Source organism: Stenotrophomonas sp. LGBM10 (genome assembly GCF_046736075.1).
In the GTDB taxonomy this organism is placed as follows: domain Bacteria; phylum Pseudomonadota; class Gammaproteobacteria; order Xanthomonadales; family Xanthomonadaceae; genus Stenotrophomonas.
Map to the genome: position 1 here is coordinate 1719125 of NZ_CP177163.1, position 23147 is coordinate 1742271.

Annotated in this window: 23 protein-coding genes and 2 riboswitches; of the genes, 12 read left to right on the forward strand and 11 right to left on the reverse strand. The window is 68.6% G+C overall.

Annotated elements, in window-relative coordinates; genetic code table 11:
• Positions 1–69 precede the first annotated feature (69 nt).
• The 5 genes from ACLB90_RS07255 to ACLB90_RS07275 are packed head-to-tail and all read left to right on the forward strand — an operon-like array spanning position 70 to position 5183.
• The gene (locus tag ACLB90_RS07255; RefSeq protein WP_411852288.1) at positions 70–2583 is read left to right on the forward strand and encodes a DNA topoisomerase I; all 2514 of its coding nucleotides are present in this window, start codon (positions 70–72) and stop codon (positions 2581–2583) included.
• 16 nt (positions 2584–2599) lie between these two features.
• Positions 2600–3160: a Sua5/YciO/YrdC/YwlC family protein gene (locus tag ACLB90_RS07260; protein ID WP_411852289.1), complete on the forward strand. Its 561-nt coding sequence runs from the start codon at positions 2600–2602 to the stop codon at positions 3158–3160.
• A 54-nt stretch (positions 3161–3214) separates the two neighbouring features.
• Positions 3215–4018: a DUF4124 domain-containing protein gene (locus tag ACLB90_RS07265; RefSeq protein ID WP_411852290.1), complete on the forward strand. Its 804-nt coding sequence runs from the start codon at positions 3215–3217 to the stop codon at positions 4016–4018.
• Positions 4019–4042: 24 nt separating this feature from the next.
• On the forward strand, positions 4043–4414 hold the full coding sequence (locus ACLB90_RS07270) for a VOC family protein (RefSeq protein ID WP_411852291.1): 372 nt from the start codon (positions 4043–4045) through the stop codon (positions 4412–4414).
• Between the two features lie 10 nt (positions 4415–4424).
• Positions 4425–5183 carry a hypothetical protein gene (locus tag ACLB90_RS07275; protein ID WP_411852292.1) on the forward strand — a complete coding sequence of 253 codons (759 nt, stop codon included), beginning with the start codon at positions 4425–4427 and terminating at the stop codon, positions 5181–5183.
• Positions 5184–5195: 12 nt separating this feature from the next.
• Here ACLB90_RS07275 and ACLB90_RS07280 read toward each other — a convergent pair whose 3' ends face one another.
• Positions 5196–5972 (reverse strand): SDR family oxidoreductase, encoded by a 777-nt coding sequence (locus ACLB90_RS07280; RefSeq protein ID WP_411852293.1) that lies wholly within the window; start codon positions 5970–5972, stop codon positions 5196–5198.
• Positions 5973–6132: 160 nt separating this feature from the next.
• On the opposite strand from ACLB90_RS07280, the gene ACLB90_RS07285 reads away from it, so the two are divergent.
• A complete protein-coding gene (locus tag ACLB90_RS07285; RefSeq protein WP_411852294.1) occupies positions 6133–6378 on the forward strand; it encodes a hypothetical protein in 246 nt (81 codons plus the stop codon).
• 211 nt (positions 6379–6589) lie between these two features.
• Here ACLB90_RS07285 and sppA read toward each other — a convergent pair whose 3' ends face one another.
• The 4 genes from sppA to ACLB90_RS07305 all read right to left on the reverse strand — a co-directional run bounded on the left by sppA (position 6590) and on the right by ACLB90_RS07305 (position 11636).
• Entirely contained in the window at positions 6590–8494 is a 1905-nt protein-coding gene (gene sppA / locus ACLB90_RS07290; protein ID WP_411852295.1) for a signal peptide peptidase SppA, read from the reverse strand.
• A 73-nt stretch (positions 8495–8567) separates the two neighbouring features.
• Positions 8568–9935: an MATE family efflux transporter gene (locus ACLB90_RS07295; protein ID WP_411852296.1), complete on the reverse strand. Its 1368-nt coding sequence runs from the start codon at positions 9933–9935 to the stop codon at positions 8568–8570.
• Between the two features lie 119 nt (positions 9936–10054).
• Positions 10055–10639 carry a DUF3106 domain-containing protein gene (locus ACLB90_RS07300; RefSeq protein ID WP_411852297.1) on the reverse strand — a complete coding sequence of 195 codons (585 nt, stop codon included), beginning with the start codon at positions 10637–10639 and terminating at the stop codon, positions 10055–10057.
• The gene (locus tag ACLB90_RS07305) at positions 10632–11636 is read right to left on the reverse strand and encodes a hypothetical protein (RefSeq protein ID WP_411852298.1); all 1005 of its coding nucleotides are present in this window, start codon (positions 11634–11636) and stop codon (positions 10632–10634) included. The genes ACLB90_RS07300 and ACLB90_RS07305 overlap by 8 nt, the downstream gene beginning before the upstream one ends.
• A 437-nt stretch (positions 11637–12073) precedes the next feature.
• Between ACLB90_RS07305 and ACLB90_RS07310 the strand changes: the two genes are divergently transcribed.
• Positions 12074–14299, forward strand: coding sequence for a primosomal protein N' (locus tag ACLB90_RS07310; RefSeq protein WP_411852299.1), 2226 nt, complete (start codon positions 12074–12076; stop codon positions 14297–14299).
• A gap of 132 nt (positions 14300–14431) precedes the next feature.
• Here ACLB90_RS07310 and ACLB90_RS07315 read toward each other — a convergent pair whose 3' ends face one another.
• Entirely contained in the window at positions 14432–14635 is a 204-nt protein-coding gene (locus ACLB90_RS07315) for a hypothetical protein (RefSeq protein ID WP_411852300.1), read from the reverse strand.
• A gap of 103 nt (positions 14636–14738) precedes the next feature.
• Here ACLB90_RS07315 and ACLB90_RS07320 point away from each other — a divergent pair, with 103 nt between their 5' ends.
• Entirely contained in the window at positions 14739–15359 is a 621-nt protein-coding gene (locus ACLB90_RS07320) for a glutathione S-transferase family protein (protein ID WP_411852301.1), read from the forward strand.
• Positions 15360–15560: 201 nt separating this feature from the next.
• Here the strand turns inward: ACLB90_RS07320 and ACLB90_RS07325 are convergent, their stop codons facing one another.
• Positions 15561–16310 (reverse strand): NYN domain-containing protein, encoded by a 750-nt coding sequence (locus ACLB90_RS07325; RefSeq protein WP_411852302.1) that lies wholly within the window; start codon positions 16308–16310, stop codon positions 15561–15563.
• Between the two features lie 163 nt (positions 16311–16473).
• On the opposite strand from ACLB90_RS07325, the gene ACLB90_RS07330 reads away from it, so the two are divergent.
• The 3 genes from ACLB90_RS07330 (at position 16474) to ACLB90_RS07340 (ending at position 20647) form a co-directional block, all read left to right on the forward strand.
• Entirely contained in the window at positions 16474–17763 is a 1290-nt protein-coding gene (locus ACLB90_RS07330; RefSeq protein WP_411852303.1) for an NAD(P)/FAD-dependent oxidoreductase, read from the forward strand.
• Between the two features lie 187 nt (positions 17764–17950).
• Positions 17951–19039: a hypothetical protein gene (locus ACLB90_RS07335; protein WP_411852304.1), complete on the forward strand. Its 1089-nt coding sequence runs from the start codon at positions 17951–17953 to the stop codon at positions 19037–19039.
• Between the two features lie 3 nt (positions 19040–19042).
• Positions 19043–20647 (forward strand): hypothetical protein, encoded by a 1605-nt coding sequence (locus ACLB90_RS07340; RefSeq protein WP_411852305.1) that lies wholly within the window; start codon positions 19043–19045, stop codon positions 20645–20647.
• Between the two features lie 50 nt (positions 20648–20697).
• Here ACLB90_RS07340 and ACLB90_RS07345 read toward each other — a convergent pair whose 3' ends face one another.
• The 4 genes from ACLB90_RS07345 to ACLB90_RS07360 form a co-directional block, all read right to left on the reverse strand.
• Positions 20698–21168 (reverse strand): hypothetical protein, encoded by a 471-nt coding sequence (locus ACLB90_RS07345; RefSeq protein ID WP_411852306.1) that lies wholly within the window; start codon positions 21166–21168, stop codon positions 20698–20700.
• On the reverse strand, positions 21165–21416 hold the full coding sequence (locus tag ACLB90_RS07350) for a DUF2750 domain-containing protein (RefSeq protein ID WP_411852307.1): 252 nt from the start codon (positions 21414–21416) through the stop codon (positions 21165–21167). The genes ACLB90_RS07345 and ACLB90_RS07350 overlap by 4 nt, the downstream gene beginning before the upstream one ends.
• A 46-nt stretch (positions 21417–21462) precedes the next feature.
• Positions 21463–21810: a ribonuclease E inhibitor RraB gene (locus ACLB90_RS07355; protein ID WP_411852308.1), complete on the reverse strand. Its 348-nt coding sequence runs from the start codon at positions 21808–21810 to the stop codon at positions 21463–21465.
• Positions 21811–21877: 67 nt separating this feature from the next.
• A complete protein-coding gene (locus ACLB90_RS07360) occupies positions 21878–22150 on the reverse strand; it encodes a GIY-YIG nuclease family protein (RefSeq protein ID WP_411852309.1) in 273 nt (90 codons plus the stop codon).
• Positions 22151–22194: 44 nt separating this feature from the next.
• A riboswitch (glycine riboswitch) is annotated at positions 22195–22277 on the forward strand.
• A 20-nt stretch (positions 22278–22297) separates the two neighbouring features.
• Positions 22298–22388, forward strand: a riboswitch (glycine riboswitch).
• 91 nt (positions 22389–22479) lie between these two features.
• Between ACLB90_RS07360 and ACLB90_RS07365 the strand changes: the two genes are divergently transcribed.
• Entirely contained in the window at positions 22480–23097 is a 618-nt protein-coding gene (locus ACLB90_RS07365) for a trimeric intracellular cation channel family protein (protein WP_411852310.1), read from the forward strand.
• Positions 23098–23147 lie beyond the last annotated feature (50 nt).

The following is a 23147-nucleotide window of genomic DNA, read 5'->3' on the forward strand; positions in this document are numbered from 1 at the left end:
CTTCACTAATGCGGCCATTTGCTCCACCCTAGCGCCCTCCCCGGGCTGCTGCCCATAGAAATAGACGCCATGCCCAAGCACCTGCTCATCGTCGAATCGCCTGCCAAGGCCAAGACGATCAACAAATACCTCGGCAAGGACTTCACCGTCCTGGCCTCGTATGGGCATGTGCGCGATCTGGTCCCGAAGGAAGGCGCGGTCGATCCCGACAACAACTTCGCGATGCGCTACGACCTGATCGAGAAGAACGAGAAGCATGTCGATGCGATTGCCAAGGCGGCCAAGGGCGCCGACGACATCTTTCTGGCGACCGATCCGGATCGCGAGGGTGAAGCGATCAGCTGGCACATCGCCGAGATCCTGAAGGAACGCGGGCTGGTCAAGGACAAGCCGATGCAGCGCGTGGTTTTCACCGAGATCACCCCGCGCGCCATCAAGGAAGCCATGAGCCAGCCGCGCGCGATCGCCGGCGACCTGGTCGATGCCCAGCAGGCGCGCCGCGCGCTGGACTACCTGGTGGGCTTCAACCTCTCTCCGGTGCTGTGGCGCAAGGTGCAGCGCGGCCTGTCCGCCGGCCGCGTGCAGAGCCCGGCGCTGCGCATGATCGTCGAGCGCGAAGAAGAGATCGAAGCCTTCATCGCCCGCGAGTACTGGAGCATCGATGCCGAGTGCGCGCACCCGTCGCAGCACTTCAATGCACGCCTGATCAAGCTCGACGGCAAGAAGTTCGAACAGTTCACGGTGACCGACGGCGACACCGCCGAGGACGCGCGGATGCGCATCCAGCAGGCCGCGCAGGGCGCGCTGCACGTCACCGATGTGGCCAGCAAGGAACGCAAGCGCCGCCCGGCGCCGCCGTTCACCACCTCCACGCTGCAGCAGGAGGCCTCGCGCAAGCTTGGCTTCACCACGCGCAAGACCATGCAGGTGGCGCAGAAGCTGTACGAAGGCGTGGCGATCGGCGATGAAGGCACGGTCGGCCTGATCTCGTACATGCGTACCGACTCGGTGAACCTGTCGCAGGACGCGCTGGCTGAAATCCGCGACGTGATCGCACGCGATTACGGCATTGCCGCCCTGCCGGACAAGCCCAACACCTACCAGACCAAGTCCAAGAACGCCCAGGAAGCGCACGAAGCGGTGCGCCCGACCTCGGCACTGCGGACCCCGGCCCAGGTCTCGCGCTACCTCACCGACGACGAGCGCAAGCTCTACGAGCTGATCTGGAAGCGTGCGGTGGCCTGCCAGATGATCCCGGCGACCCTCAACACGGTCAGCGTGGATCTCTCGGCCGGCAGCGAACACGTGTTCCGCGCCAGCGGCACCACCGTGGTGGTGCCCGGCTTCCTGGCCGTGTACGAGGAAGGCAAGGACAACAAGAGCGCCGAGGACGACGACGAAGGCCGCAAGCTGCCGTCGATGAAGCCCGGCGACCGCGTGCCGCTCGAACGCATCCTGGCCGAACAGCACTTCACCCAGCCGCCGCCGCGCTTCACCGAAGCGGCGCTGGTCAAGGCGCTGGAAGAGTACGGCATCGGCCGTCCGTCGACCTACGCCTCGATCATCCAGACGCTGCTGTTCCGCAAGTACGTGGAAATGGAAGGCCGCAGCTTCCGTCCGTCGGACGTGGGCCGCGCCGTGTCCAAGTTCCTGTCCAGCCACTTCACCCAGTACGTGGACTACGACTTCACCGCCAAGCTTGAAGACGAGCTCGATGCGGTGTCGCGCGGCGAAGAGGACTGGATCCCGTTGATGGCCCGCTTCTGGGAACCGTTCAACAAGCTGGTGGAAGAAAAGAAGGAATCGGTGGATCGCGCCGAGGCCAGCGGTGCCCGCGAGCTGGGTACCGATCCCAAGACCGGCAAGCCGGTCAGCGTGCGCCTGGGCCGTTTCGGGCCGTATGCGGCCATCGGCAGCACCGCCGAAGACGCCGAGGACAAGCCGAAGTTCGCCTCGCTGCGTCCCGGCCAGTCGATGCATACCATTTCGCTGGACGACGCGCTGGAGCTGTTCCTGATGCCGCGTGCGCTGGGCCAGGACAACGGTGAGGACGTCAGCGTCGGCATCGGTCGCTTCGGGCCGTTCGCCAAGCGTGGCAGCACCTACGCCTCGCTGAAGAAGGAAGATGACCCCTACACGATCGACCTGGCCCGTGCGGTGTTCCTGATCGAAGAGAAGGAAGAGATCGCGCGCAACCGGATCATCAAGGAATTCGAAGGCAGCGAGATCCAGGTGCTGAACGGTCGTTTCGGTCCGTACCTCAGCGACGGCAAGATGAACGGCAAGATTCCCAAGGACCGCGAGCCCGCCTCGCTGACCCTGGCCGAAGTGCAGCAGCTGATGGAAGAAACCGGCAAGCCGGTGCGCAAGGGCTTCGGCAAGAAGGCCGCCAAAAAGGTTGTGGCCAAGAAGGCCGCGGTCAAGAAAGAGGCCGCGCCGAAGAAGGCCGCGGTGAAGAAGACGGCGACCAAGAAGGCCGCGACCAAGAAGGCCGCCACCAAGAAGGCCGCCACCAAAAAAACGGCCGCCAAGAAAGCCGCCAAGAAGACGGTGGCCAAGAAGGCCGTCGCCAGGAAGGCCTGATCCCCGGTAGCGCCCGATGAACGTACTCACCCCGGACACCGCCCTGCCTGCGCTGCGCGCTGGCGGGGTGATCGCCTACCCCACCGAAGCGGTGTGGGGCCTGGGCTGCGATCCCGGCCACGAAGCCGCGGTGATGACCCTGCTGACGATCAAGCAGCGGCCGGTCGAGAAAGGCATGATCCTGGTCGCCGCCGATACCGCCCAGCTCGAAGGCTGGGTGGACCTGCAGGCGCTTCCCGCCGCGCGCCTGGCCGAGGTGCTGGCCAGCTGGCCCGGGGCCAACACCTGGATCGTGCCGGCCGGTCCGCGCGCACCGCGCTGGATCACCGGCGAGCACACCGGCATCGCCGTGCGCATCAGTGCCCACCCGCTGGTAGCCGCGCTGTGCCGCGCCTGGGGCGGGCCGCTGGTGTCCACCAGCGCCAACCTTGCCGGCCAGCCGCCGGCGCGCCAGCGCAGCGAACTGGACCCGGCCCTGCTGCCCCTGCTGGCGGGCATCGTGGAGGGCGCCACCGGTGGCCTGGCCCAGCCGACCCCGATCCGCGACGCACTCAGCGGCCAGGTACTGCGCAGCTGACCCCCGCCCGCGCCGGGTTTTGCGCGGGCCGCGGCAAAGCCGCACACTGTGGCCATGCGCCCCCGCCCTGCCCTGTGGTTGCCGTTGTTTCTGCTGCTCGGTCCCGGCCCGGCCGGTGCGCAGCAGGATGCCAGCGTGCGCATCTACCGCTGCGTTGGCAGCACTGGCGCGGTGTCGCTGCAGGATGCCCCGTGCAGCACCGGCAAGCAGGAAGTGCGCGACATGCAGCGCCCGCGCGACCCGGCCCCGCGCGTGGTCCGCAGCGATGCCGATCCGGCCACGCCGGCGGCCACCCGCGCGCCCGAGCGCGAGGTACGCCACGTGTACGTGCAGCCACCGCAGCCGATGTACGAATGCGTCACCAGCGACGGCGACCGCTATGTCAGCGACAGCAACGAGGGCAACCCGCGCTGGGTACCGGTGTGGACCAGCGTCTATCTGCCCTACCCGCCCGGCCGCCCAGGTCCGCGTCCGCCGGGTGGCGGCCGGCCACCGCCGCGCCCGACCCCACCGGTGGTGCCGATGGACAGCGGCTCGGTCACCTCCAGCGGCGGATCGGTGTCGATCTCGGGTCAGGGTTCGCATGTTGGCGGCCGCGTGGCGTTCGGCGGCGGCAGCTCGCAGTGGGAGGGCAATGGCTATCCGCGGCCCGGCTACGGCGGACTGGAGATGCCGGCCGGCAACGTGCTGGTGCGCGATACCTGCCACCCGCTGCCGCAGCAGGACGTATGCTCACGCCTGAACGACCGGCGCTGGGAACTGCAGCGCCGCTACAACAGCGCCCTGCAGAGCGAACGCGACGCGATCAACCGCGAACAGCGCAGCATCGACGCACGGCTGGACCGCGACTGCAACTGATCCGCTTCGGCGCAGGAGACACACATGCAACTCGGCAATTTTTCGGTCAGCCTGGCGGTCAGGGACCTTGCTGCATCGCGCGCGTTCTACGAACAGCTGGGCTTTGCGGTATGGGGGGGCGACGCAGCCGCACACTGGCTGATCATGAAGAACGGCGATGCCGTCATCGGCCTGTTCCAAGGGATGTTCGAGCGCAACCTGCTGACCTTCAACCCGGGCTGGGACAGCAACGCCCAGGCCGTGCCGGGGGCCACCGACATCCGCGAACTGCAACGCCAGCTCAAGGCACGCAACGTACCGCTGCTGATGGAAGCCGATGAAACCACCACCGGCCCGGCCAGCATCATGCTGGAAGATCCCGACGGCAATCCGATCCTGCTCGACCAGCACGTATGAATCCGACCGCATGACGTTTTTCTTTCTGCGCGCCTGCGCGCTGGCGGGGCTGGCTCTGACGTGGCCGGCAATGGCCGAGGACGCGGTGTTCTACCGCTGCACCGCCGCCGATGGCGGCCTGACCATCCAGAACGCCGCCTGCCCACCCGGCAGCCAGCAGCGCATCCAGCGCATCGCGATGCCGGCGCGTACGCCCGCCGCTGCACCTGCACCTGCACCTGCACCGTCAGCGCCGCCGACGCCCCGCGATGCCGGCGTGCCGGTACCGGTACCGGTACCGGTACCGCTGCCGCTGGTGCCGGCACCGGGCGCGCTGCCGGTGCTGCAGGCCGGGCCGGCCGACGACAGCGGCAGCGGCAGCGGCATCCTCGACAGCGACACACTGCGCCGGGACACGGCCACGGCGGCCAACGACGCCACCGGGGCGGCAGCGCCCAAGGCGCCACTGCCACCGATCTACCGCTGCGAGTCCACCGAGCGTGGCACCTACCTGCACGAGCTGGAACCGGCACCGCCGATCTGCATGCTGATGTCGGTGACCGGTCTGGGTGGCGGCAACACGCCGGTCAATGCGGCCGGGTGCGAAGTGGTGCGCGACGCCTGCGAGGCAGTGCCGGAGCCGCAACGCTGCGCCAGCTGGCAGCAGCGCTTCCGCGACGCACGCGGGCGCGAACGCTTCGCCACGGCAGACAACCAGGCGGCCGCCACGGCGGAGCGCGAGCGTCTGTCTGCGGTACTGGCCGCCAGCGACTGCGCCGTGCCGGACTGAGCCGGCGCGCGCCTAGAACCCGTAACGCAGGAAGCCACCGTCCACGGCAATGCATTCGCCGGTGATGTAACTGGCCGCGGGCAGGCACAGGAATCCCACAGCGGCCGCCACTTCGTCCGGCTCGCCGATCCGTCGCATCGGCGTGCGCTCGATCACCTGGTCGTAATAGTCCGGATCGGACAGCGGGCCGGAGGTGCGGCGGGTGCGGATGTACCACGGTGCGACCGCGTTGACGCGGATGCCGTCCTCGGCCCATTCCACGGCGAGGTTGCGGGTCATCTGGTGCATCGCCGCCTTGGTCATCCCGTACACCGCGCCGCTGCGGACGTGGGTCAGGCCGGAGACGCTGCCGACATTGACGATCGCCGAGGACGCGTGCCGGGTCAGCAGCGGGTGGGCGTAGCGCGACAGTTCAAAGGCCGAGAACAGGTTGGTCTCGAAGATGCCGCGCCATTCGTCCTCGGTGTACTCGATGGCCGGCTTGGTGATGTTGCCGCCGGCGTTGTTGACCAGCAGGTGCAGGCCGTCGGCGTGGTCCTCCACCCAGTCCAGGATCTCGCGGCGGTCCTCGTCGTCGGAGACATCGGCGGCCAGGCCGTGGATCTCGCGGTCGGGGAAGGCATCGGCCAGTTCATCGCGGGCCATTTCCAGCGCATCGGCGTCGCGGCCCACGATCAGCAGGTCGGCACCGAACCCGAGCAGCTCCCGCGCGATCGCCAGGCCGATGCCGGCACTGGCGCCGGTGATCAATGCGGTCTGTCCATCCAATCGCCAACGTTGCGTGCTCACGGTGTTCTCCTGCCAATGGGCCGCGCGGCGGCCGTGGAATCGTCTGTGCAGGCACCGCATGGCGCCCCGGGCAACAGGATAACGCGCGCGCGCGTCCTCACGCAGACCGCGCCGGGCGGTGCGACACTGCGCTCCCGTCCGTGTGTGTTGCGAGGTTGCCATGTCCCTGCGAACCCTCCTGTTGCTGCCGGCGCTGGTGCTGCTTGGCGCCTGCAACCGCCCCGTCCCGCCGGCCCCGGATACCCCGCCCGAACCGCAGGCCACGCAGATGCGCGATGCGATCCAGCAGCCGCTGGACCGCGCCAAGGCCGCACGCGACATGCTGGAAAAGGCGCCCGACCTGGACGCCGCCGAACGTGCCGCCACCGATACCTCGGCTACGCCGCCTACCCCGGCACCGCGCTGATGGCTCTCTGCTGCCCGTGCTCGGAGCAGACCCGCGGCAGGCGTGCCGACGGACGTCTACATCGGTGATGACCCGTGTACGGAGCTCCTGAGCATTCACGGCGGGGACCCCGATAGCGCTGAATGCCGCTGAGCGCCCCCCGCAGCGGGTGCGCCGCCCCCAAAAAAAAGCCCGGCAGATGCCGGGCTTTTTCGTTGTCGCGGTGAACCGATCAGAAGCCGCAGAAGCAGTACGCCAGCGCCTTGACCGGTGCGCTGCCGCGCGGGTCGCGCGCCGCGTCTTCGACGAAGCGCAGCTGGGTGTCCAGCTCCGGCATCGAGCGGGCCAGCATCATGCGCGCCATGCCCGATTCGCTGAGCATGTAACCGCCCATGCGGCTGCCAGCGAACCCGCTGACGAACTGCGCGAACGGCGTGGCGCCCTTCTCGATGTAACGCACGCGGTACGCATCGCTCTTGCCAAGCTTGGCACGCCCGGCGGCATCGGCGACGGCCGTCTTGAGCCCACCGAACGCGTCGACCAGCCCACGTTCCTTGGCCTGGGCGCCGCTCCACACGCGGCCACGGGCCACTTCATCGACCGCTTCGACCGGCTTGCTGCGGGCCTCGGCCACCTTGCCGGTGAAATCGGCGTAGCCCTTGTTGATCACCGACTGAATGACCTGGCCCACGGCCGGGTCCATCGGGCGGGTGATGTCGTAGGCACCGGCGAAGCGGGTGGTGCCCACGCCGTCCGTGTGCACGCCGATCTTGTCCAGCGAACGGCTGACATTGGGGATCATGCCGAAGATGCCGATCGACCCGGTGATGGTCGAGGCGTCGGCATAGATGCGGTCGGCGTTCATGCTGATCCAGTAACCACCGGAGGCTGCCAGGTCACCCATCGACACCACCACCGGCTTGCCGGCAGCCTTCAGCGCGACCACTTCGCGACGGATCTGCTCGGAGGCGAACACTTCACCGCCGGGCGAATCCACGCGCAGCACCACGGCCTTCACGTCCTTGTCGTCGCGCGCTTCGCGCAGCAGCGCCGCGGTGGATTCGCCACCGATGCGGCCGGCCGGCTGGTCGCCGCCGGAGATCTCGCCGGACGCCACCACCACCGCCACCTGCGGACGTGCGTCCACCGGCGAACGGCGGGTGTCGAGCAGGGCCAGGTAGGCGTCCATGTTGACGTTGCGGTAGCCGCCGTCGGCGTCGCCGTCGGCCACGCCGCGGTCGGCCAGCAGGTCGTCCACTTCCTCACGGGTCTTCAGGCCGTCGACCAGCTTCTGCTGCAGGGCGAACTTGGCCAGGTCGCCACCGGCGGCCGCCACGCCTTCGGGCATGGTGTCGATACCGGCAGCCAGCTGCGCGGCGTCGAGCTTGCGGGCCTTGGCGATGTCGCCCAGGTAGCGCTGCCACACGTCGTTCATCCAGAACAGGTCCGCTTCCTTGGCCTGCGGCGACGCGGCGTCGAGCACGTACGGCTCGGCGGCGGACTTGAACTCACCCACCTTGAACAGGTGCACGTCCACGCCCAGCTTGTCCTGCAGGCCGGTGCGGAAGTACTGGCGGTAGCGGCCGAGGCCTTCCAGCACCACCGAGCCCATCGGATCGAGGTAGACCTCATCGGCCTGCGAGGCCAGCAGGTACTGCGACTGGCTCATGTTCTCGCTGAAGGCGACAACCTGCTTCTTGGCCGCGCGCAGTTCCTGCAGCGCCGCGACCACTTCACGCATCGAGGCGAAACCGCTCGGCTGCAGCTTGTCCAGCTGCAGCACCACGCGCTCGATCTTCTTGTCGTCGCGGGCCGCTTCGATGGCGCGGATCAGGTCGCGCAGCTGTACTTCCTCGGCGCTGTTGTCGCCCACTGCCCGGGACAGCGCGCGGCTGACCGGATCGGCGCTGAACTGCTCCACCAGGCGGCCTTCCGGCGCGATCACCAGCGTGGTGCGGTCCTGCAGCGGCTTGCTGGCCCCGGCGCCCTTGCCCATCGCGACGATGAACACGATCAGCAGCAGGAACAGCAGGCCGAAGAACAGCAGGTTGAGGATCAGCCTGCGGGTAAAGTTCATCACATCCCACAGCCCGATGAAGAAGCTGGCGACGGGATTGCGACGCGCGGGTTGGTTCATGGAAAACTCCAGGTTGGCTTCTTGCCGTAGTGCCAGAATAGCCGGTGCCGGTCGATCCGGCATCGGACACAAGTCAGGGTGACGCGTGGGCATCGCCGATGCGGCGGCTGCTGACGCGCAGGCGCCAGCCCATCAGGATCGCGGCTGCGGTCAGGCCCAGGATCAGGCCCAGCCACATGCCCTGCGGCCCCATGCCCAACCCCAGCCCCAGCCCGGCGCCGAGCGGCATGCCCAGCCCCCAGTACGAGAACATGGCGATGAACATCGGCACCCGGGTGTCCTTGAGGCCGCGCAGCGCGCCGGCCGACAGCACCTGGATCCCGTCCGGGAACTGGAAGGCGGCCGCGTACAGCAGCAGCGTGGAGGCCAGGGCGGCCACCCCCAGGTCGGCGGTGTAGACCCCGACGATGGCATCGTGGCCGAACAGCAGCGTCAGCGCCGACAGCGTCTGCGTTCCCAGGATGATCACCAGGCCGGCGTTGGCCGCGCGCCGCACGCCCAGCCCGTTGCCGCTGCCCACGGCATGACCCACGCGCACGGTGGTGGCCTCGGCCACGCCCATCGGGATCATGAAGCACAGCTGGGCCACGTTGATCGCGATCTGGTGCGACGCCGCTTCGGTGGCACCGAGGCGGCCGATCAGCAGGGCGGTCACGATGAACAGCCCGCCTTCCATCAGCACGGTGATGCCGATCGGCAGCCCGGTACGCAGCAGGTCCCAGATCGCCGCCCAGCGCGGCAGCTCAAAATGCGAGAACAGCTGCAGGTGGGCGAAGCGCTTGGTTTTCCACAGGTAGCCGGCAAAGCACAGCGCCTGGAGCCACATCATCGTCGCCGAGGCGATGCCCAGCCCTTCCGCGCCCATTTCCGGGAAACCGAGCTTGCCGTAGCACAGCACATAGCCCAGCGGCGCCAGCACCAGCAGGCCGCCGAAGCCCAGGATCATGGTCGGCAGCGTCCAGTGCATGCCCTCGCTGAGGTAGCGCATGCAGAAGTACAGCGTCAGTGCGGGGCCGCCCCAGCGCACCGCATGCAGGAACGCGGTCGCGCCGGGCACGATGTCCGGCGCGATGCCGAATGCCGGCAACAGCGGCGGTACCACCGTAAGGAAGGCGAACATGATCAGGCCCAGGCCGAGCGCCAACCACAGCGCCTGGCGGAACAACGGGCCGATCTCACGCTCGCGGCCGGCACCGTGCAGCTGCGACACCGACGCGGTCAGTGAGATCAGCGTGCCGATCGGAATCAGCATCGGCAGCCACAGCAGCGCGGTGCCGATGGTGACCGCAGCGAGCGTCTGTGTGCCGTGGTGACCGGCGATGACGTTGTCGACGAAAGAGATCAGGCCGGTGGAAACATGGCCGAGCACCAGCGGCAACGCGAGCAGGCCGGTGGCGCGCACTTCCTGGGAAAGGCGCGGCGTGGGGGTAGCGATGGACATGGGGATCACAGACGGCAACTACGGTCGCGCGCGGAGGGCACAGGCACCGGGTTGCGGCCCGCCATCTTACGCGCGTGGCATGACAAAACCCACGATGCCGGGTGAATGGATGCGCGCTGTCAGTGGCCGACGTGCTGCTTCAGCCACGCATCGCGGGCGCCCGGTGCCAGCGCGAGGAACTGGCTGCGGACCTGTTCGCGCTCCTGCGGCGGTGTGCGCTGGGCGATCAGGCTGAGCTGGGCCAGCTGGTCAACGCTGAGCTGGCGCAGGATCGCCAGCGCCGGTTCGCGCTGTTCGGCCGGCAGGTAGCCGAACAGGCCCTGCAGCTTCGGGAACGACTGGCCGAGCTGCGGCCCGAGCAGCCAACCGTCGCGGAACCGCTGGTCCTGCTGGGCGAAACGCTCGCGCAGCGCCTGCTGCTGGGCCGGCGACAGCGCGGCGATGCGGCGTGCCCCGTCGCGCACGCGGGCACGTTCGGGCTCGGGCAACGATTGCCAGACGGCGTAGCGGGCGCGCAGGTCGGCCAGCTGGGCCGGGTCCAGGGCAGTGGCGGTGGTCGGGATGGCGGTCCGGGTGGCCGGCAACGGCGTGGCCTCCGACGGCACCGGCAGCGGCAATGGCACCGACGTTGCGGCCGCAGGCACGGACAGGGTGGCGGCCAGGGAGGCGGCCAGGCAGGTCACCAGCAGGATCGGCTTATTCATCGGCGCCTGCCGTCTCCAGGCCGGCGGTAGCGGGTTCGGGGCGGCTGGGTTGCGGCTGCGATTCGTCGACCGGCACCGGGCCGCCCGCGGCGAACCAGGCATACAGATCGGCATCGCGGGCCACGGCCAGGTCCGGATCGGCGAGCATCGCCGCATCGCTGGCCGCATGGGCGGCGGCGGCGGGCGCGGCGGTCGGCGGATCGGCGTCGGGCAGGGATTCGGTGCTGACCGGGTTGTCCACGGCGACCGCGCCTTCGGGCACGCTGGCCGCCGGATCGACCGTTGCCCGGCTGTGCTTCCACCACGTGGCACCGCCCAGCAGCGCCGCCACCGTCCCCACCACGATCACCAGGCCGCGCCACGGTACCCGACGTCCGTGGCGGCGGGCCCGGGCGCGGGGCGCGGGTGCGGTGTCGGTCTTGACCGGGGTCCGCCACGAGGCGGCATCGCTGGCCGCGGCCGGCGCCGCCACCGGCTGCTGCAGGCGCTGCAGGCGTGTGGCCGGTACATCGCGCAGCCGCTGCTGGACCTGCTCGGCCAGCGCGCGCCAGCCGGCGGCGTCGGGGTGGCCCTGGGCATCGCGCGGGCAGGCCTCGGCCAGCGCCTGCTGGTAATCGGCGACCGGCAGATCCAGGATCTGCGCGGCGGCGGCCTCGTCCAGACCACCGCCAACCCGCAGCAGCAGCGCCAGCCGGGCCGGTGGTGCCAGCGCCGGCAGATGGCGCAGCTCGGGCGGCCACTGCCCCCCCGCTGCGGGCACGCGGATCGGGTTGCGGTGCGCCAGCAGGATCCAGAACCGGTCCGGCCATTGGGCCATCGGCACATCGCTGGCGATCCCGGCAAAGGCGCGCATCACCGCCACCAGGGCCTGCTCGGCCACGGTCGGGTCGCCGCACTGCAGCTCGGCCACCACCAGGGCACGGCGCTCGACGCCGCGGAGAAACGCCGACAGCGCACCGGCTGCAGTAGAAGAAACGGGGGCGGTCGCAGCCGTCATAGCAACTCCATCAAGTGGGGAAATGATAGCGATTGCGCCGGCAGTCGGGCATGCCGATGTAGTTGACATGTGAAGGCGGCGGGCTCCTTCGATGCCGGGATTGATGGCAGGTTGTGCACAGCACCAACGAATTCGGCATAAGTGTTGCCCCAGTCAGGCCCGCCGACCATGTTTCAGCTTTGTTTCACAGGTATCTGATTGTTTTTATTGAATATTGTTATGTGGCTATTTTTTGACCAACCTAACTGGAAGCGCGCAAGTCCCTTACCCATCGTCCCGCGATCGGCAGTCGCACACAGACTTATCCACAGAAGATGTGGATAAGCCTGAATCTCCAATCCACACCGATATTTAGGTGCGATTTATCCTTCTCGCCATGTTGCGAGACTGTCTCGATACGCGACCGGGCGGTCCGGCCGGGCCGCTACACTGCACCGATGCCCAGCCCCGTTCCGCCCTCCCCGGCCCCCACCCGGCCCGATCCGACCCCGTCCTTCCCGACCCTGCGCGTGGCCCTGCCGGTGCCGTTGCCGCAGCTGTTCGACTACGCCCCGCCGCCCGGGACCGACGCCGTACCCGGCCAGGTCGGTTGCCGGGTACGGGTGCCGTTCGGGGCGCGCGAGCTGGTTGGCATGGTGGCCGCCATCGGGGCGGTGGACAGCCCGGACAGCCTGCGTGAGGCGCAGGCGTGGATCGATCCGCAGCCGCTGCTGGGCGGCGAGCTGTGGGCCTCGCTGCAGTGGCTGGCGCGTTACACCCACGCCCCGCTCGGGGAGGTGGTGAGCACCGGGCTGCCAGCGCCGTTGCGGCGCGGCGATCCGGTGCCGGACACCCATCCGTGGGGATGGCAGCTCACCGCCGAGGGCACGCAGCGGCGCGAGCGGCTGCGCGCCGGCACCCGCCCGCAGCGCCTGGCGACCTGCCTGGCCGACGGGCCCGTGGACGAGGACCGGCTGGACGGGCTCATGGACGACTGGCGCAGCGCCGCACGTTCGCTGGCCAAGCGGGGGCTGGTCGAGCGGGTGGCACTGTCGCATTCGGCCCCGACGGTCAGCGTGCGGGCCGCCCCGACCCCCAATCCCGAGCAGGCCGAGGCCATCGCCGCGATCACCGCCGCCACGGGTTTCGCCCCGTTCCTGCTCGATGGCGTGACCGGCAGCGGCAAGACCGAGGTGTATCTGCAGGCCATCGCCACCTGCCTGGCCCAAGGCCGGCAGGCGCTGGTGCTGGTGCCGGAGATCGGCCTCACGCCGCAGACGCTGTCGCGCTTCCGCACCCGTTTCGGCATTCCGGTGCATGCCCTGCACTCGGGACTGAACGACAACGAGCGCGCGCGCGTCTGGGCCGCCGCTGCCCGGGGCGAAGCACAGATCATCGTCGGCACGCGCTCGGCAGTGTTCACCCCCTTGCCCAACGCCGGGTTGATCGTGGTCGACGAAGAGCACGATGGCAGCTACAAGCAGCAGGACGGCATCCGCTACCACGCGCGCGATTTCGCCCTGGTGCGCGCCAAGGCACTGGACGTGCCGGTGGTGCTGGGCAGCGCCACGCCGTCGCTGGAGTCGCTGCACAACGCGCAGGCAGGGCGCTACACGCACCTGCGCCTGAAACAGCGGGCGGGCGACGCGCGGCCGCCGCGCGTGCGGGTGCTGGACGTGCGCAAGCGCCCGCTGCGCGACGGCCTCTCACCGGAGGTTCTGGACGGCATCACCCAGCATGTGCAGGCCGGGCACCAGGTGCTGGTATTCAAGAACCGCCGCGGCTACGCGCCGGTGCTGCTGTGCCATGACTGCGGCTGGACCGCGCCCTGCCAGCGCTGCGATGCGCCGATGACCGTGCACGCCGGCGGGCGCCGGCTGCAATGCCACCACTGCGGCGCGCGCCAATCGGCCCCGTTGGCCTGCCCGGACTGCGGCAGCCTGGCCCTGCAGCCGCAGGGCATCGGTACCGAGCGGCTGGAAGAGCATCTGGTGGACGCCTTCCCCGACGTGCCGGTGATCCGCATCGATCGCGGCACCACCGGCAAGCGCGATGCGCTGGAGACCCAGTTGGCCATGCTCGGCGACCAGGCGGGCATTCTGGTCGGCACCCAGATCCTGGCCAAGGGCCACGACCTGCCCAAGCTCACGCTGGTGGTGGTGGTGGGCATCGACGAAGGTCTGTTCTCGGCCGACTTCCGCGCCAGCGAGAAGCTGGCCCAGCAGCTGATCCAGGTGGCCGGTCGGGCCGGGCGCGCCGAGCATCCCGGCGAAGTCTGGCTGCAGACCCACCATCCCGGACACCCGCTGCTGGACACCTTGGTCAATGGGGGCTACCACGCCTTCGCCGCCGCCGAACTGCAGCAGCGCGAGGCCGCCGGCTTCCCGCCGTTCGCACACCTGGCGCTGCTGCGTGCCGAAGCGCAGCAGGTGGAGCACGCCAACGCCATGCTGATGGCGGTGCGCGCGCTGGTGCCCGATGACGCCGTGATCGAACGCTACGGCCCGATGCCGGCACCGATGCCGCGCCGCGCCGGCTACCAGCGCGTGCAACTGCTGCTGTCGGCGCCCGCGCGCGGCCCGCTGCACCGGGCGCTGGACCAGGTGGCCCCGCAGATCCCCGCGCTACCGCAGGCGCGGCGCGTGCGCTGGTCGCTGGATGTGGACCCGACCGACCTGTACTGAGCGCGCCGCGTTGGTCGAGCCAACCGTTGGTCGGCTGCTATTGAACGCGCCGCCCCGGTAACCCCGCGCGGGTAGAGCCGACCGTTGGTCGGCTGCGCTCCCTCTCCGCGCGAAAATGCAATCTCGGCCCTATCAGCGCTGCAGCGCAGCCAACGGTCGCGCGTCGGCGTTGGCGCGTCCATCGGTGAAGCCAGTGACCAGCTCCGGGACCGCACCGCTGGCCAGCAGCACCAGCGCGGCCGCGACCAGCATGTTGCGGCGGTTGCGGCGATAGCCCACCACCAGCAGTACCGCGCCGACCACCAGCAGACCCAGTTCCACAACGTACATCCCCATCCGTTTCGCTCCTTGAAGGTGACCGCCACGCGGTCGATCGGCGTATCGTAGCCGCACCGCGCGGCCACATGGCGCGCATTCCATCCGAACGGGAAGCCTGACCATGCTGAAGATCTGGGGCCGCCGCAATTCCAGCAACGTGCGCAAAGTGCTGTGGTGCGCAGAAGAAATCGGCGCGCCGTACGAGTCGATCGAGGTGGGGGGTGCCTTCGGTGGCACGCAGTCGCCGGAATACCGCGCCATGAATCCCAACGGGCTGGTGCCGGTGATCGAAGACCACGGTCTGCCGTTGTGGGAGTCCAACACCATCGTGCGCTATCTGGCCGCGCGTTGTGCGCTGGGCACGCTGTACCCGGAGGACGTGGTCGCGCGTGCGCAGTCGGAGAAGTGGATGGACTGGACCACCTCCACGTTTTCCGGCGCGTTCCGCGATCTGTTCTGGGGCACGCTGCGCACGGCGCCGGCCGACCGCGACGAAGCGCGCATTGCTGCTGCGCTGGTGCGTTCGGGCGAACTGCTGGCGATGGCCGACGACGCGCTGTCGCGCCAGCCGTGGTTGTCCGGCGAACGTTTCGCGATGGGCGACATTCCGTTGGGCGCCTTCGCCTACGCCTGGTTCGAAATGCCGATCCAGCGCCCGGCCCTGCCGCATCTGGCCGACTGGTACGAGCGCCTGAAGCAACGTCCCGCATACCAGCGCGGCGTCATGACCGAATTGACCTGAGGTAGAGCCGACCGTTGGTCGGCTCACGCGCGCAGCGCGAATGGTGTTGCGAAGCCTGGTAGAGCCGACCGTTGGTCGGCTCACGCGCGTAGCGCGGATGGTGTTGCGAAGCATGGTAGAGCCGACCGTTGGTCGGCTCACGCGCGCAGCGCGGACGGTGCGTCGGTCGCGGGACGGAGAGCAGCCGACCAACGGTCGGCTCTACCTTGCGTTTTTCTTTGGGAGCGCGCGGACGTAGGTCGATTTGCCGTCCTTCTTCATTTCGAACAAGCCGGTCGCCGCCAGCAGCTCGCTGAGCTTGGCGTAGCCGTAGTTGCGCGAATCGAACGACGCCTGGTTGCCGATCTGGCTGCCAACCGGGCCCAGGTGCGACCAACCATCCTCGGCTTCGGCCGACGCCACCGCGCGGCGCAGCATCTGCACCAGCCGGGTGTCGCTGCGCAGCTCCGGGCCACTCTTGCGCGGCCGTGTCTCCTCGTTGTCCTGCTCCACTTCCGGATCGGCCGCGTGGCCCCGGCCGAGCGCTTCGAGGTAGGTGAATTTCGAGCAGGCATTGACGAACGGCTCCGGCGTTTTCTTCTCGCCGAAGCCATACACCTTCACCCCGTCGGTCAGCAGGCGCATCACCAGCGGAGTGAAATCCGCATCGCTGGACACGATGGCGAAGCCGTCCAGGTTGCGCGCGTACAGCATGTCCATCGCGTCGATCACCATCGCCATGTCCGACGCATTCTTGCCACGGCTGTAGGCGAACTGCTGGATCGGGCGGATCGCGTACTCGTGCAGCACCGATTCCCAGCCTTTCAACCGCGGGCTCTTCCAGTTGCCATAGGCCCGGCGCACGTTGGCCACGCCATAGCGCGCCACTTCGGCAAGCACCACATCGATCTTCGCGGACGGCGCGTTGTCGGCATCGATCAACAGGGCGATGCGCTTTTCCGGTTCGGACATCTCGACCTCCAGTGCGGATGGACACGGGCCGCCGGCAAGCGCGACCGCTGCTGAACCCAGTATCGACCATCCACGTGAACATCGCGCTTCACGTGCGACGATATGCCGCGTCGACAACGTATCCACGGTGCCGGATGGCCGGCCCCAGCCCAGGAGTGACTGCATGACCCGCGCCCCCCTGCCCCACCTGGTTGTCATCGGTGGCGGTTTCGCCGGCCTCTGGGCCACCCGCGCCTTGGCCCGGGCGCACGTCCGCATCACCCTGGTGGACCGCCGCAACCACCACCTGTTCCAGCCGCTGCTCTATCAAGTGGCCACCGCCGGGCTGTCGGCACCCGATATCGCCGCACCGCTGCGGCATATCCTCGGCGACCAGCGCAACGTCGAAGTGCGGCTGGGCGAAGTCACGGCGATCGACAAGCACGCACGCAGCATCACCCTCGCCGACGGCAGCCAGCTCGGCTACGACATGCTGATGCTGTGCACCGGTGCCACCCATGCCTATTTCGGCCACGACGAATGGGCCGCCGACGCGCCGGGCCTGAAGACGCTGGACGATGCCATCGCATTGCGCCGCAAGATCCTGCTGGCGTTCGAGCGCGCAGAAGCGGAACCCGACCCGGCGCGCAAGGCGGCCTGGCTCAGTTTTGCGGTGGTCGGCGGCGGCCCCACCGGCGTGGAGCTGGCCGGCACGCTGGCCGAAATCGCGCGCCACACGCTGCGCAACGAGTTCCGTCATATCGACCCGGCCAGCGCCAAGGTCCGCCTGGTGGAGGCCGGACCGCGCGTGCTGTCCAGCTTCCCCGAGGTGCTGTCGTTGAAGGCGCGCCGCCAGCTGGAAAAACTCGGCGTGGATGTACTGACCGGCACCCCGGTAAGCCACATCGACGGCGACGGCTTCCAGCTCGGCGACCAGTTCGTTCCTGCCCGCACCGTGGTGTGGGCTGCCGGCGTGGCGGCCTCGCCGCTGGCGCGCACGCTGGACGTGCCGCTGGACCGCGCCGGCCGCGTGCCGGTTCAGCCCGATCTCACGCTGGACGGCCACCCGGAGATCTTCGTGGCCGGCGATCTGGCCGCGATCAGCCAGGCCGACGGCAAGCCGGTGCCGGGCGTGGCGCCCGCCGCCAAGCAGATGGGCAAGCACGTTGCTGCCACTGTTCGCGCGCGGTTGGACGGCAAGCCCGCGCCGGGTCCGTTCGCATACCAGGACTTCGGCAACCTGGCCACGATCGGGCGCATGGCCGCGATCGTGCACCTGGGCAAACTGCAGCTCTCCGGCGTGCTGGCGTGGTGGTTCTGGCTCGCCGCGCACGTGTTCTTCCTGATCGGTTTCCGCAACCGCATCGTGGTGCTGCTCAACTGGGCCGTGGCGTACTGGAGCTACCAGCGCAGCGCGCGGATCATCTTCGGCGACGACCGCGACGACCGGCGGGTCCGTCCCCCGTCACCCTGAGCCCGGCGGCAGACGGGCTACGTCGATGCGTGGCCTGCGCAGGTGCCACAGGCTGGCGGTGATGACGTCCGGTTCGGTAAGCGGCCGGCCGCGATGACAGCCGGCTGGACCATGCTGTTGACCCGGATTCGACGACCACCGGGATCGGCGGTAGAGTCGCGGCAGTTTCTTCAGGGGGAGAAGCCGCATGACGCATCACCGTCAGGCACGCGCCTGGCTGCCGGCCCTGTTGGCCCTGCTGGCCGGCTGCAGCGCCACCACCGGCATTGGCGTGAAGGATGTCCCGTACCCGACAGTGCGCAGCAGCTGGGCGCAGGCCGGCATCACCGATGCACGCCAGCCGTTCTCCGCCGTGTTCTGCCGACACCTGCAGGCAACGCCCGCCACGGCGATGCAGGACTGTGCGCGGTGGTGGTGGCCGATCGAGGCCGGAGCCGCCCGCGCCGTCGACCTGCCCTCTGCCGGTCCGCGGCCCGCCACGCGCGATCTGGTGATCATCCCCGGCATCTTTGGCGAGTGCGTGGCACCGTGGGTAACGCCCTTCTCGCACGATCATGCGGCGCTGGCCGAACTGGGCTACCGCGTCACCGTGGCAACGGTGGAGGGGCGTGCCTCCTCGGCGCGCAATGCCGACCACCTCCACACCCTGCTGGCCGCGCTGCCCGACGACGCCAACGCGGTGATCATCGCCTATTCCAAGGGCGCCACCGACGTGATGCTGGCGGCCAGCCAGCCACAGGCCGCTGCGTGGCGGCACAAGGTATCGGCGCTGATCGCCGTGGCCGGCGCGGTGCAGGGATCGCCGGCCGCCGATGACGGGCACACGCTGTATCGCGCCCTGGCGCGGTTCGATCTGCCCACCTGCGACCGCAGCGATGCCGGCGGTGTCCGCAGCCTGACGCATGCAGAGGCCATGCGCGTCGCCGACGCCTTCGCCGCCTCCCGTCCGCCATTTCCCAGCTACAGCGTCGTCGCCGTTGCCGAACGTGGCAACGTCAATCCGCTGCTCGCCGGCGCGCATGCGTGGCTGTCGCTGATCGACGCGCGCAACGACGGGCAGGTGCTGCTGGAAGACGCCGTGATTCCCGGCAGTACGGTGCTGGGCGTGTTCCGTGCCGACCACTGGTCGATCGCGCTGCCGTTCGAGGATAGCCCCGCCCCGCTGATGCGGCCGTTCCGGGGCAACAACCACTTTCCCCGCGGTCCATTGGTTCGCGCATTGCTGGAGTTCACTGCGCCAGTGGCCGCTTCCCGTGTCACCACCAAGGAGGAGTAGTGCATGCGCAAGGTACTGGTTGCCGCCGCGCTGGCGGCGTGTTCGGCGTCGGCGTTGGGTGCGGAGAAAAGAGCAGCGCCCACGCAGGTGTTTTTCCTGGCGGATCCGCAGATCCACAACGTGTACGGGGCCGCGCTGAAGCAGATGTTTCCGGTGTCCAACTGGGTGTCCGGCGTGGCGATCCGGCCGCCGGAGGTGAATCTGCTGGCGCCGCTTGTGCTGAGGCACTCACTGACCCGAGGAATGGAACAGCTGCCAGCGGACAATCGCCTGGTCGTCGTATTGGGAGATGGAACCAACATCGGCTGCAGCGGCGAGGCCGAGGTATTCGACGCGGCGTTTCAACGTTCCGATGCCACGATCCGCCTGATGGCGCACGGCAACCACGACAGCTACCTGATGGGCACCGTGAACTCGTATGGCCCTCGTCCGGAAGATACCCGCCCGCTTGATCAGATGAACAAGGCGCTGCTGCCGGTCGACGAAACCTGGTACACCGCGACGCCGTCTCCAGTGGTCACCGGCACCAGCATGGCCAACCGCAACTGGGCCGACGGCTGCTATCAGCCTGCCCGGAACGGCGGCCAAGCCGGCACCCCGATGAACAAGGTGCGCTGGCTGGCACGCTATGCAGCCAGCCTTGAAGCGCAGGGGTTGATCCAGACGCCCAGCGGCACGGCAAAGCACGAGGGACTGCGATTCACGGGTAGCGCCGTGCCGGGGACACCGATGGCTGCACTGAACTATCGCTCCGAAGGCATCTGGTACCGGCCGAAGCAGTCCGCGACGCCTGGACGCTCGGACTACGCCCGCAGCTGGAACTCGTACATGGTGCAGGCCGTCGATCTGGATGCCCGGCACACCCTGGTGCTGATAGATACGTCCGTGTGCCAGAACGCCCGCGGCGGTGCCTCGTATCTGCTCAACAATGCCGGACAGAATGCCTGTATCGGCTGGGAGCAGTACACAACGCTGAAAAGGATGCTGGATGGCATGGCGGACGAGAGGAGCCTGATTGTCGGGGGTCATTTCCCACTCAACGATCTCAAGGGAGAAGACCGCAAGAAGCTCATCACGCTGTTCAACCAGGCGCGCCCCGCAGGCTGGACCTACGTCTCGGGGCACACCCACCATGCATTCACCACCAGGAAATACGGCAAGGGGGTGGATGTGAACATCGGCTCCACAACCGACTGGCCGATGGAAAGTCACGTCCTGACCTTCGCCGCTGATTCTGCGAAGGTGGTGGACACGCAGTCGCTGGTGATCGGGACCACCATTGCTCAGCCGATGACGTATCGGACAGGAAAGCAGATGGGCGGAAAATACTCCGAGCTGTGCCGCCATCTCCCCGTGGCGAGGGCCCTCGCCGACGCCTCCCCGGAAACAGCGGGCACGCTGTGGGTATCCCCCTCGCTGACGCCGGCACAGTGCGACGGCATCCAGGCCGACTGGGCGAAGCACGCCCAGGCATTGATGGACGACCAAGAACGGATGTCCAGACGCTTTGACGAAGAGCCGCGATACCGGGACCTGGTGTTGTCCGTTGCAGCAGCCGCCAGCCTGCACGAGCACAATTCCTTCAGCCTCGGCAAATACATCCCCTGAGCCCCAATGCAGCGCCCGGTGCCCACCGGGCGCTGCACCCGCCCCCCGCTTCAGTCGTCGATGGCGTCGATCACGGCGGTGCCGTTGCGGAACCCCACGTTGAAGATCGGGCCCTGTTCCGATTGCAGGCTCAGGTCCCACGGATTGGCGGGATCGGCGTCCAGCGGCACGCCCACCGCGCACAGCCGCATCGACACTGGCCACGCACGGGGAAGCGGCTCACCGAAGTACTGTGCATAGGCCGGCGCGATCACCGCCTGCACGTCGTCCAGGATCAACGCAGGATCACCGACGATCCTGCGCAGGAACGCGACCTGCGCGGCAGTGGGCGGCGCGTTGCCGACGGTCTCGAAACTGGCCAGCACGCCGTCGTCGTCGTCGTTGTCCTGGATCCAGTGACCCGTGTTGCCCGCGCCCACGATCAGCTCCAGCCGGCCCAGTTCCGGGTGCTGGAGGTACTCGCGGCGGCGGAACAGGCGCGCGAAGAACCCGCGCGGGGCGGCACCCGACGCGCCGCTCATTGCAGCCGCTCCTGCGTGGCCGACCGCTGCGCGAACGCCGCGAAGGGCCAGAACGGCAGCACCTCCTGGCCCGTATCGGTGGCCGCCGCCACCCAGCCGCCCGCGTTGCGCAGGCTCCAGACTTCCTCCCAATCGGCCACGCGCTTGACGAAACAGTCGTAGCGCACCGCCGCGTCGCGGCACAGCACGGCATCGATTTCCTTCGCGCCGATGCGGTACCCGCCGGCTCCCTCTTCCATCGTCGTCATGACACTCTGCTCCTTGTGTCGGGCCTTCCGGGGCGGCCCCTGGTGGTCAATCGCCCTGCGACATGCAGCCCCAGCCGTCGACCTTGCCACTGTAGGACACCGCCTCGCTGACCAGCAGGCCTTCGAAGCCGGCGATGTTCTGGTAGGTCGGGATCATCAGCGGATGCACCACCACCTGCCACGGGAAGTCCTCGTTCTCTTCATAGGCCGAGAACGACACCTTCTGCTCGTTGCGCAGCAGGTGCACCGCAAACGCGATGGCGACGTCTTCGGTCGGGAAGATCAGCGCGAAGTCCACTTCGCGGGGGATGGTCAGGTCGTCGCCGTCCTGCAGCATGTTCCACAGCACATCGCCGTTTTCGTCTTCCGGGTACAGCGCAACATCGCGGGTCATGGCAATCCAGGGTGGGTGGTCTGCAGGGATTGTCGGCCAGGATCGCGTGGCCGACCAGTGGGTATGCTCAGGGCGCCTGCAGCCACGCCAGCTTGCGTGCGCGCGGCTGGCGCTTGAGCGCCCATTCGGCCTTCGAGGCCGTGGCGCGGTCAGGGTAGGCGCGCATGGCCAGCACCTTCACCGGCGGATTGGCGCGCGTGTAGCGGGCGCCCTTGCCGGCCAGGTGGGCCTGGAAACGGGCCTCCACATCGGTGCTGATGCCCGCGTAGAAGCTGCCGTTACGGCATTCGAGCAGGTACAGGTACCAGCAGGCGGACGCGGTGGGCGGTTCAGCGGACATACCGGGATTATCCCCCGGACCGGCGCCGCCGGCTGCTAGAATCCGCCCCGGATGCAGGAGAGAGGCGCCGCGCTGGCGCCCGCCGAAGGCGCAGGCTCCCATAATCGCTCAGGCCGGTGGCTCGATACGCCACCAACCATGCATCCGACACGCCGATCTGGAGAGAGGTCTTCAATGACCCGCCGAAGGGGCACGTGGCCTGGCCACCGAACTCTCAGGCAAAAGGACAGCGGGAGCGGCAACGGTATCCCACCCTCACGACAGTGCACCGCGCTGGCGTGCGGTGTGCGTGGTTCCGTCCCCGCCTGTCGTGTCCGGAGCCCCCCCCCATGCTGCTCTCCCTGATCTACCTCATCGCCATTTCCGCCGAAGCCATGACCGGCGCGCTGTCTGCCGGGCGGCGGCGCATGGACCTGTTCGGCGTGGTCATCATCGCCTGCGTCACCGCGCTCGGTGGCGGCTCGCTGCGCGACATCGTGCTGGGCCACTATCCGCTGGGCTGGGTGAAGCACCCGGAGTACCTGGGCTTCACCATCTGCGCGGCGCTGATCGCCACCTGGGTGGCGCGCTGGATGCACCACTTCCGCCGCACCTTCCTGGTGCTGGACGGGCTGGGCCTGATTGCGTTCACTCTGATCGGCTGCGCGGTGGCGCGCGAGGGCGGGCATACCGCACCCATCGTACTGATCGCCGGCATGCTGACCGGCGCGTTCGGCGGCGTGCTGCGCGACGTGCTGTGCAACGAAGTGCCGCTGATCTTCCAGAAGGAACTGTATGCGGTGATCACCCTGCTCACCGGCGCGGCCTGGCTGGTGCTGCTGGAACTGGGGGTGTCGCTCAATGCAGCCACGCTGTGGTGCCTGGGCGGTGGCTTCCTGTTCCGCCTGCTGGCGATCCATTTCAAATGGGAAATGCCCAAGTTCGTGTACCGCGACGAGGTGCATTGAGGCGTTGATGCACACATGACCAAGGTCATGTGAGCGCAGGCGGCATCGCG

Coding starts and splice junctions, on each gene's coding strand:
- ACLB90_RS07300 (WP_411852297.1), bottom strand. CDS start 10,639: ATGAATAAGCCGATCCTGCTGGTGACCTGCCTGGCCGCCTCCCTGGCC.
- ACLB90_RS07285 (WP_411852294.1), top strand. CDS start 6,133: ATGTCCCTGCGAACCCTCCTGTTGCTGCCGGCGCTGGTGCTGCTTGGC.
- ACLB90_RS07305 (WP_411852298.1), bottom strand. CDS start 11,636: ATGACGGCTGCGACCGCCCCCGTTTCTTCTACTGCAGCCGGTGCGCTG.
- ACLB90_RS07320 (WP_411852301.1), top strand. CDS start 14,739: ATGCTGAAGATCTGGGGCCGCCGCAATTCCAGCAACGTGCGCAAAGTG.
- ACLB90_RS07310 (WP_411852299.1), top strand. CDS start 12,074: ATGCCCAGCCCCGTTCCGCCCTCCCCGGCCCCCACCCGGCCCGATCCG.
- ACLB90_RS07330 (WP_411852303.1), top strand. CDS start 16,474: ATGACCCGCGCCCCCCTGCCCCACCTGGTTGTCATCGGTGGCGGTTTC.
- ACLB90_RS07340 (WP_411852305.1), top strand. CDS start 19,043: ATGCGCAAGGTACTGGTTGCCGCCGCGCTGGCGGCGTGTTCGGCGTCG.
- sppA (WP_411852295.1), bottom strand. CDS start 8,494: ATGAACCAACCCGCGCGTCGCAATCCCGTCGCCAGCTTCTTCATCGGG.
- ACLB90_RS07350 (WP_411852307.1), bottom strand. CDS start 21,416: ATGACGACGATGGAAGAGGGAGCCGGCGGGTACCGCATCGGCGCGAAG.
- ACLB90_RS07260 (WP_411852289.1), top strand. CDS start 2,600: ATGAACGTACTCACCCCGGACACCGCCCTGCCTGCGCTGCGCGCTGGC.
- ACLB90_RS07315 (WP_411852300.1), bottom strand. CDS start 14,635: ATGGGGATGTACGTTGTGGAACTGGGTCTGCTGGTGGTCGGCGCGGTA.
- ACLB90_RS07275 (WP_411852292.1), top strand. CDS start 4,425: ATGACGTTTTTCTTTCTGCGCGCCTGCGCGCTGGCGGGGCTGGCTCTG.
- ACLB90_RS07325 (WP_411852302.1), bottom strand. CDS start 16,310: ATGTCCGAACCGGAAAAGCGCATCGCCCTGTTGATCGATGCCGACAAC.
- ACLB90_RS07335 (WP_411852304.1), top strand. CDS start 17,951: ATGACGCATCACCGTCAGGCACGCGCCTGGCTGCCGGCCCTGTTGGCC.
- ACLB90_RS07365 (WP_411852310.1), top strand. CDS start 22,480: ATGCTGCTCTCCCTGATCTACCTCATCGCCATTTCCGCCGAAGCCATG.
- ACLB90_RS07345 (WP_411852306.1), bottom strand. CDS start 21,168: ATGAGCGGCGCGTCGGGTGCCGCCCCGCGCGGGTTCTTCGCGCGCCTG.
- ACLB90_RS07265 (WP_411852290.1), top strand. CDS start 3,215: ATGCGCCCCCGCCCTGCCCTGTGGTTGCCGTTGTTTCTGCTGCTCGGT.
- ACLB90_RS07355 (WP_411852308.1), bottom strand. CDS start 21,810: ATGACCCGCGATGTTGCGCTGTACCCGGAAGACGAAAACGGCGATGTG.
- ACLB90_RS07360 (WP_411852309.1), bottom strand. CDS start 22,150: ATGTCCGCTGAACCGCCCACCGCGTCCGCCTGCTGGTACCTGTACCTG.
- ACLB90_RS07270 (WP_411852291.1), top strand. CDS start 4,043: ATGCAACTCGGCAATTTTTCGGTCAGCCTGGCGGTCAGGGACCTTGCT.
- ACLB90_RS07295 (WP_411852296.1), bottom strand. CDS start 9,935: ATGTCCATCGCTACCCCCACGCCGCGCCTTTCCCAGGAAGTGCGCGCC.
- ACLB90_RS07255 (WP_411852288.1), top strand. CDS start 70: ATGCCCAAGCACCTGCTCATCGTCGAATCGCCTGCCAAGGCCAAGACG.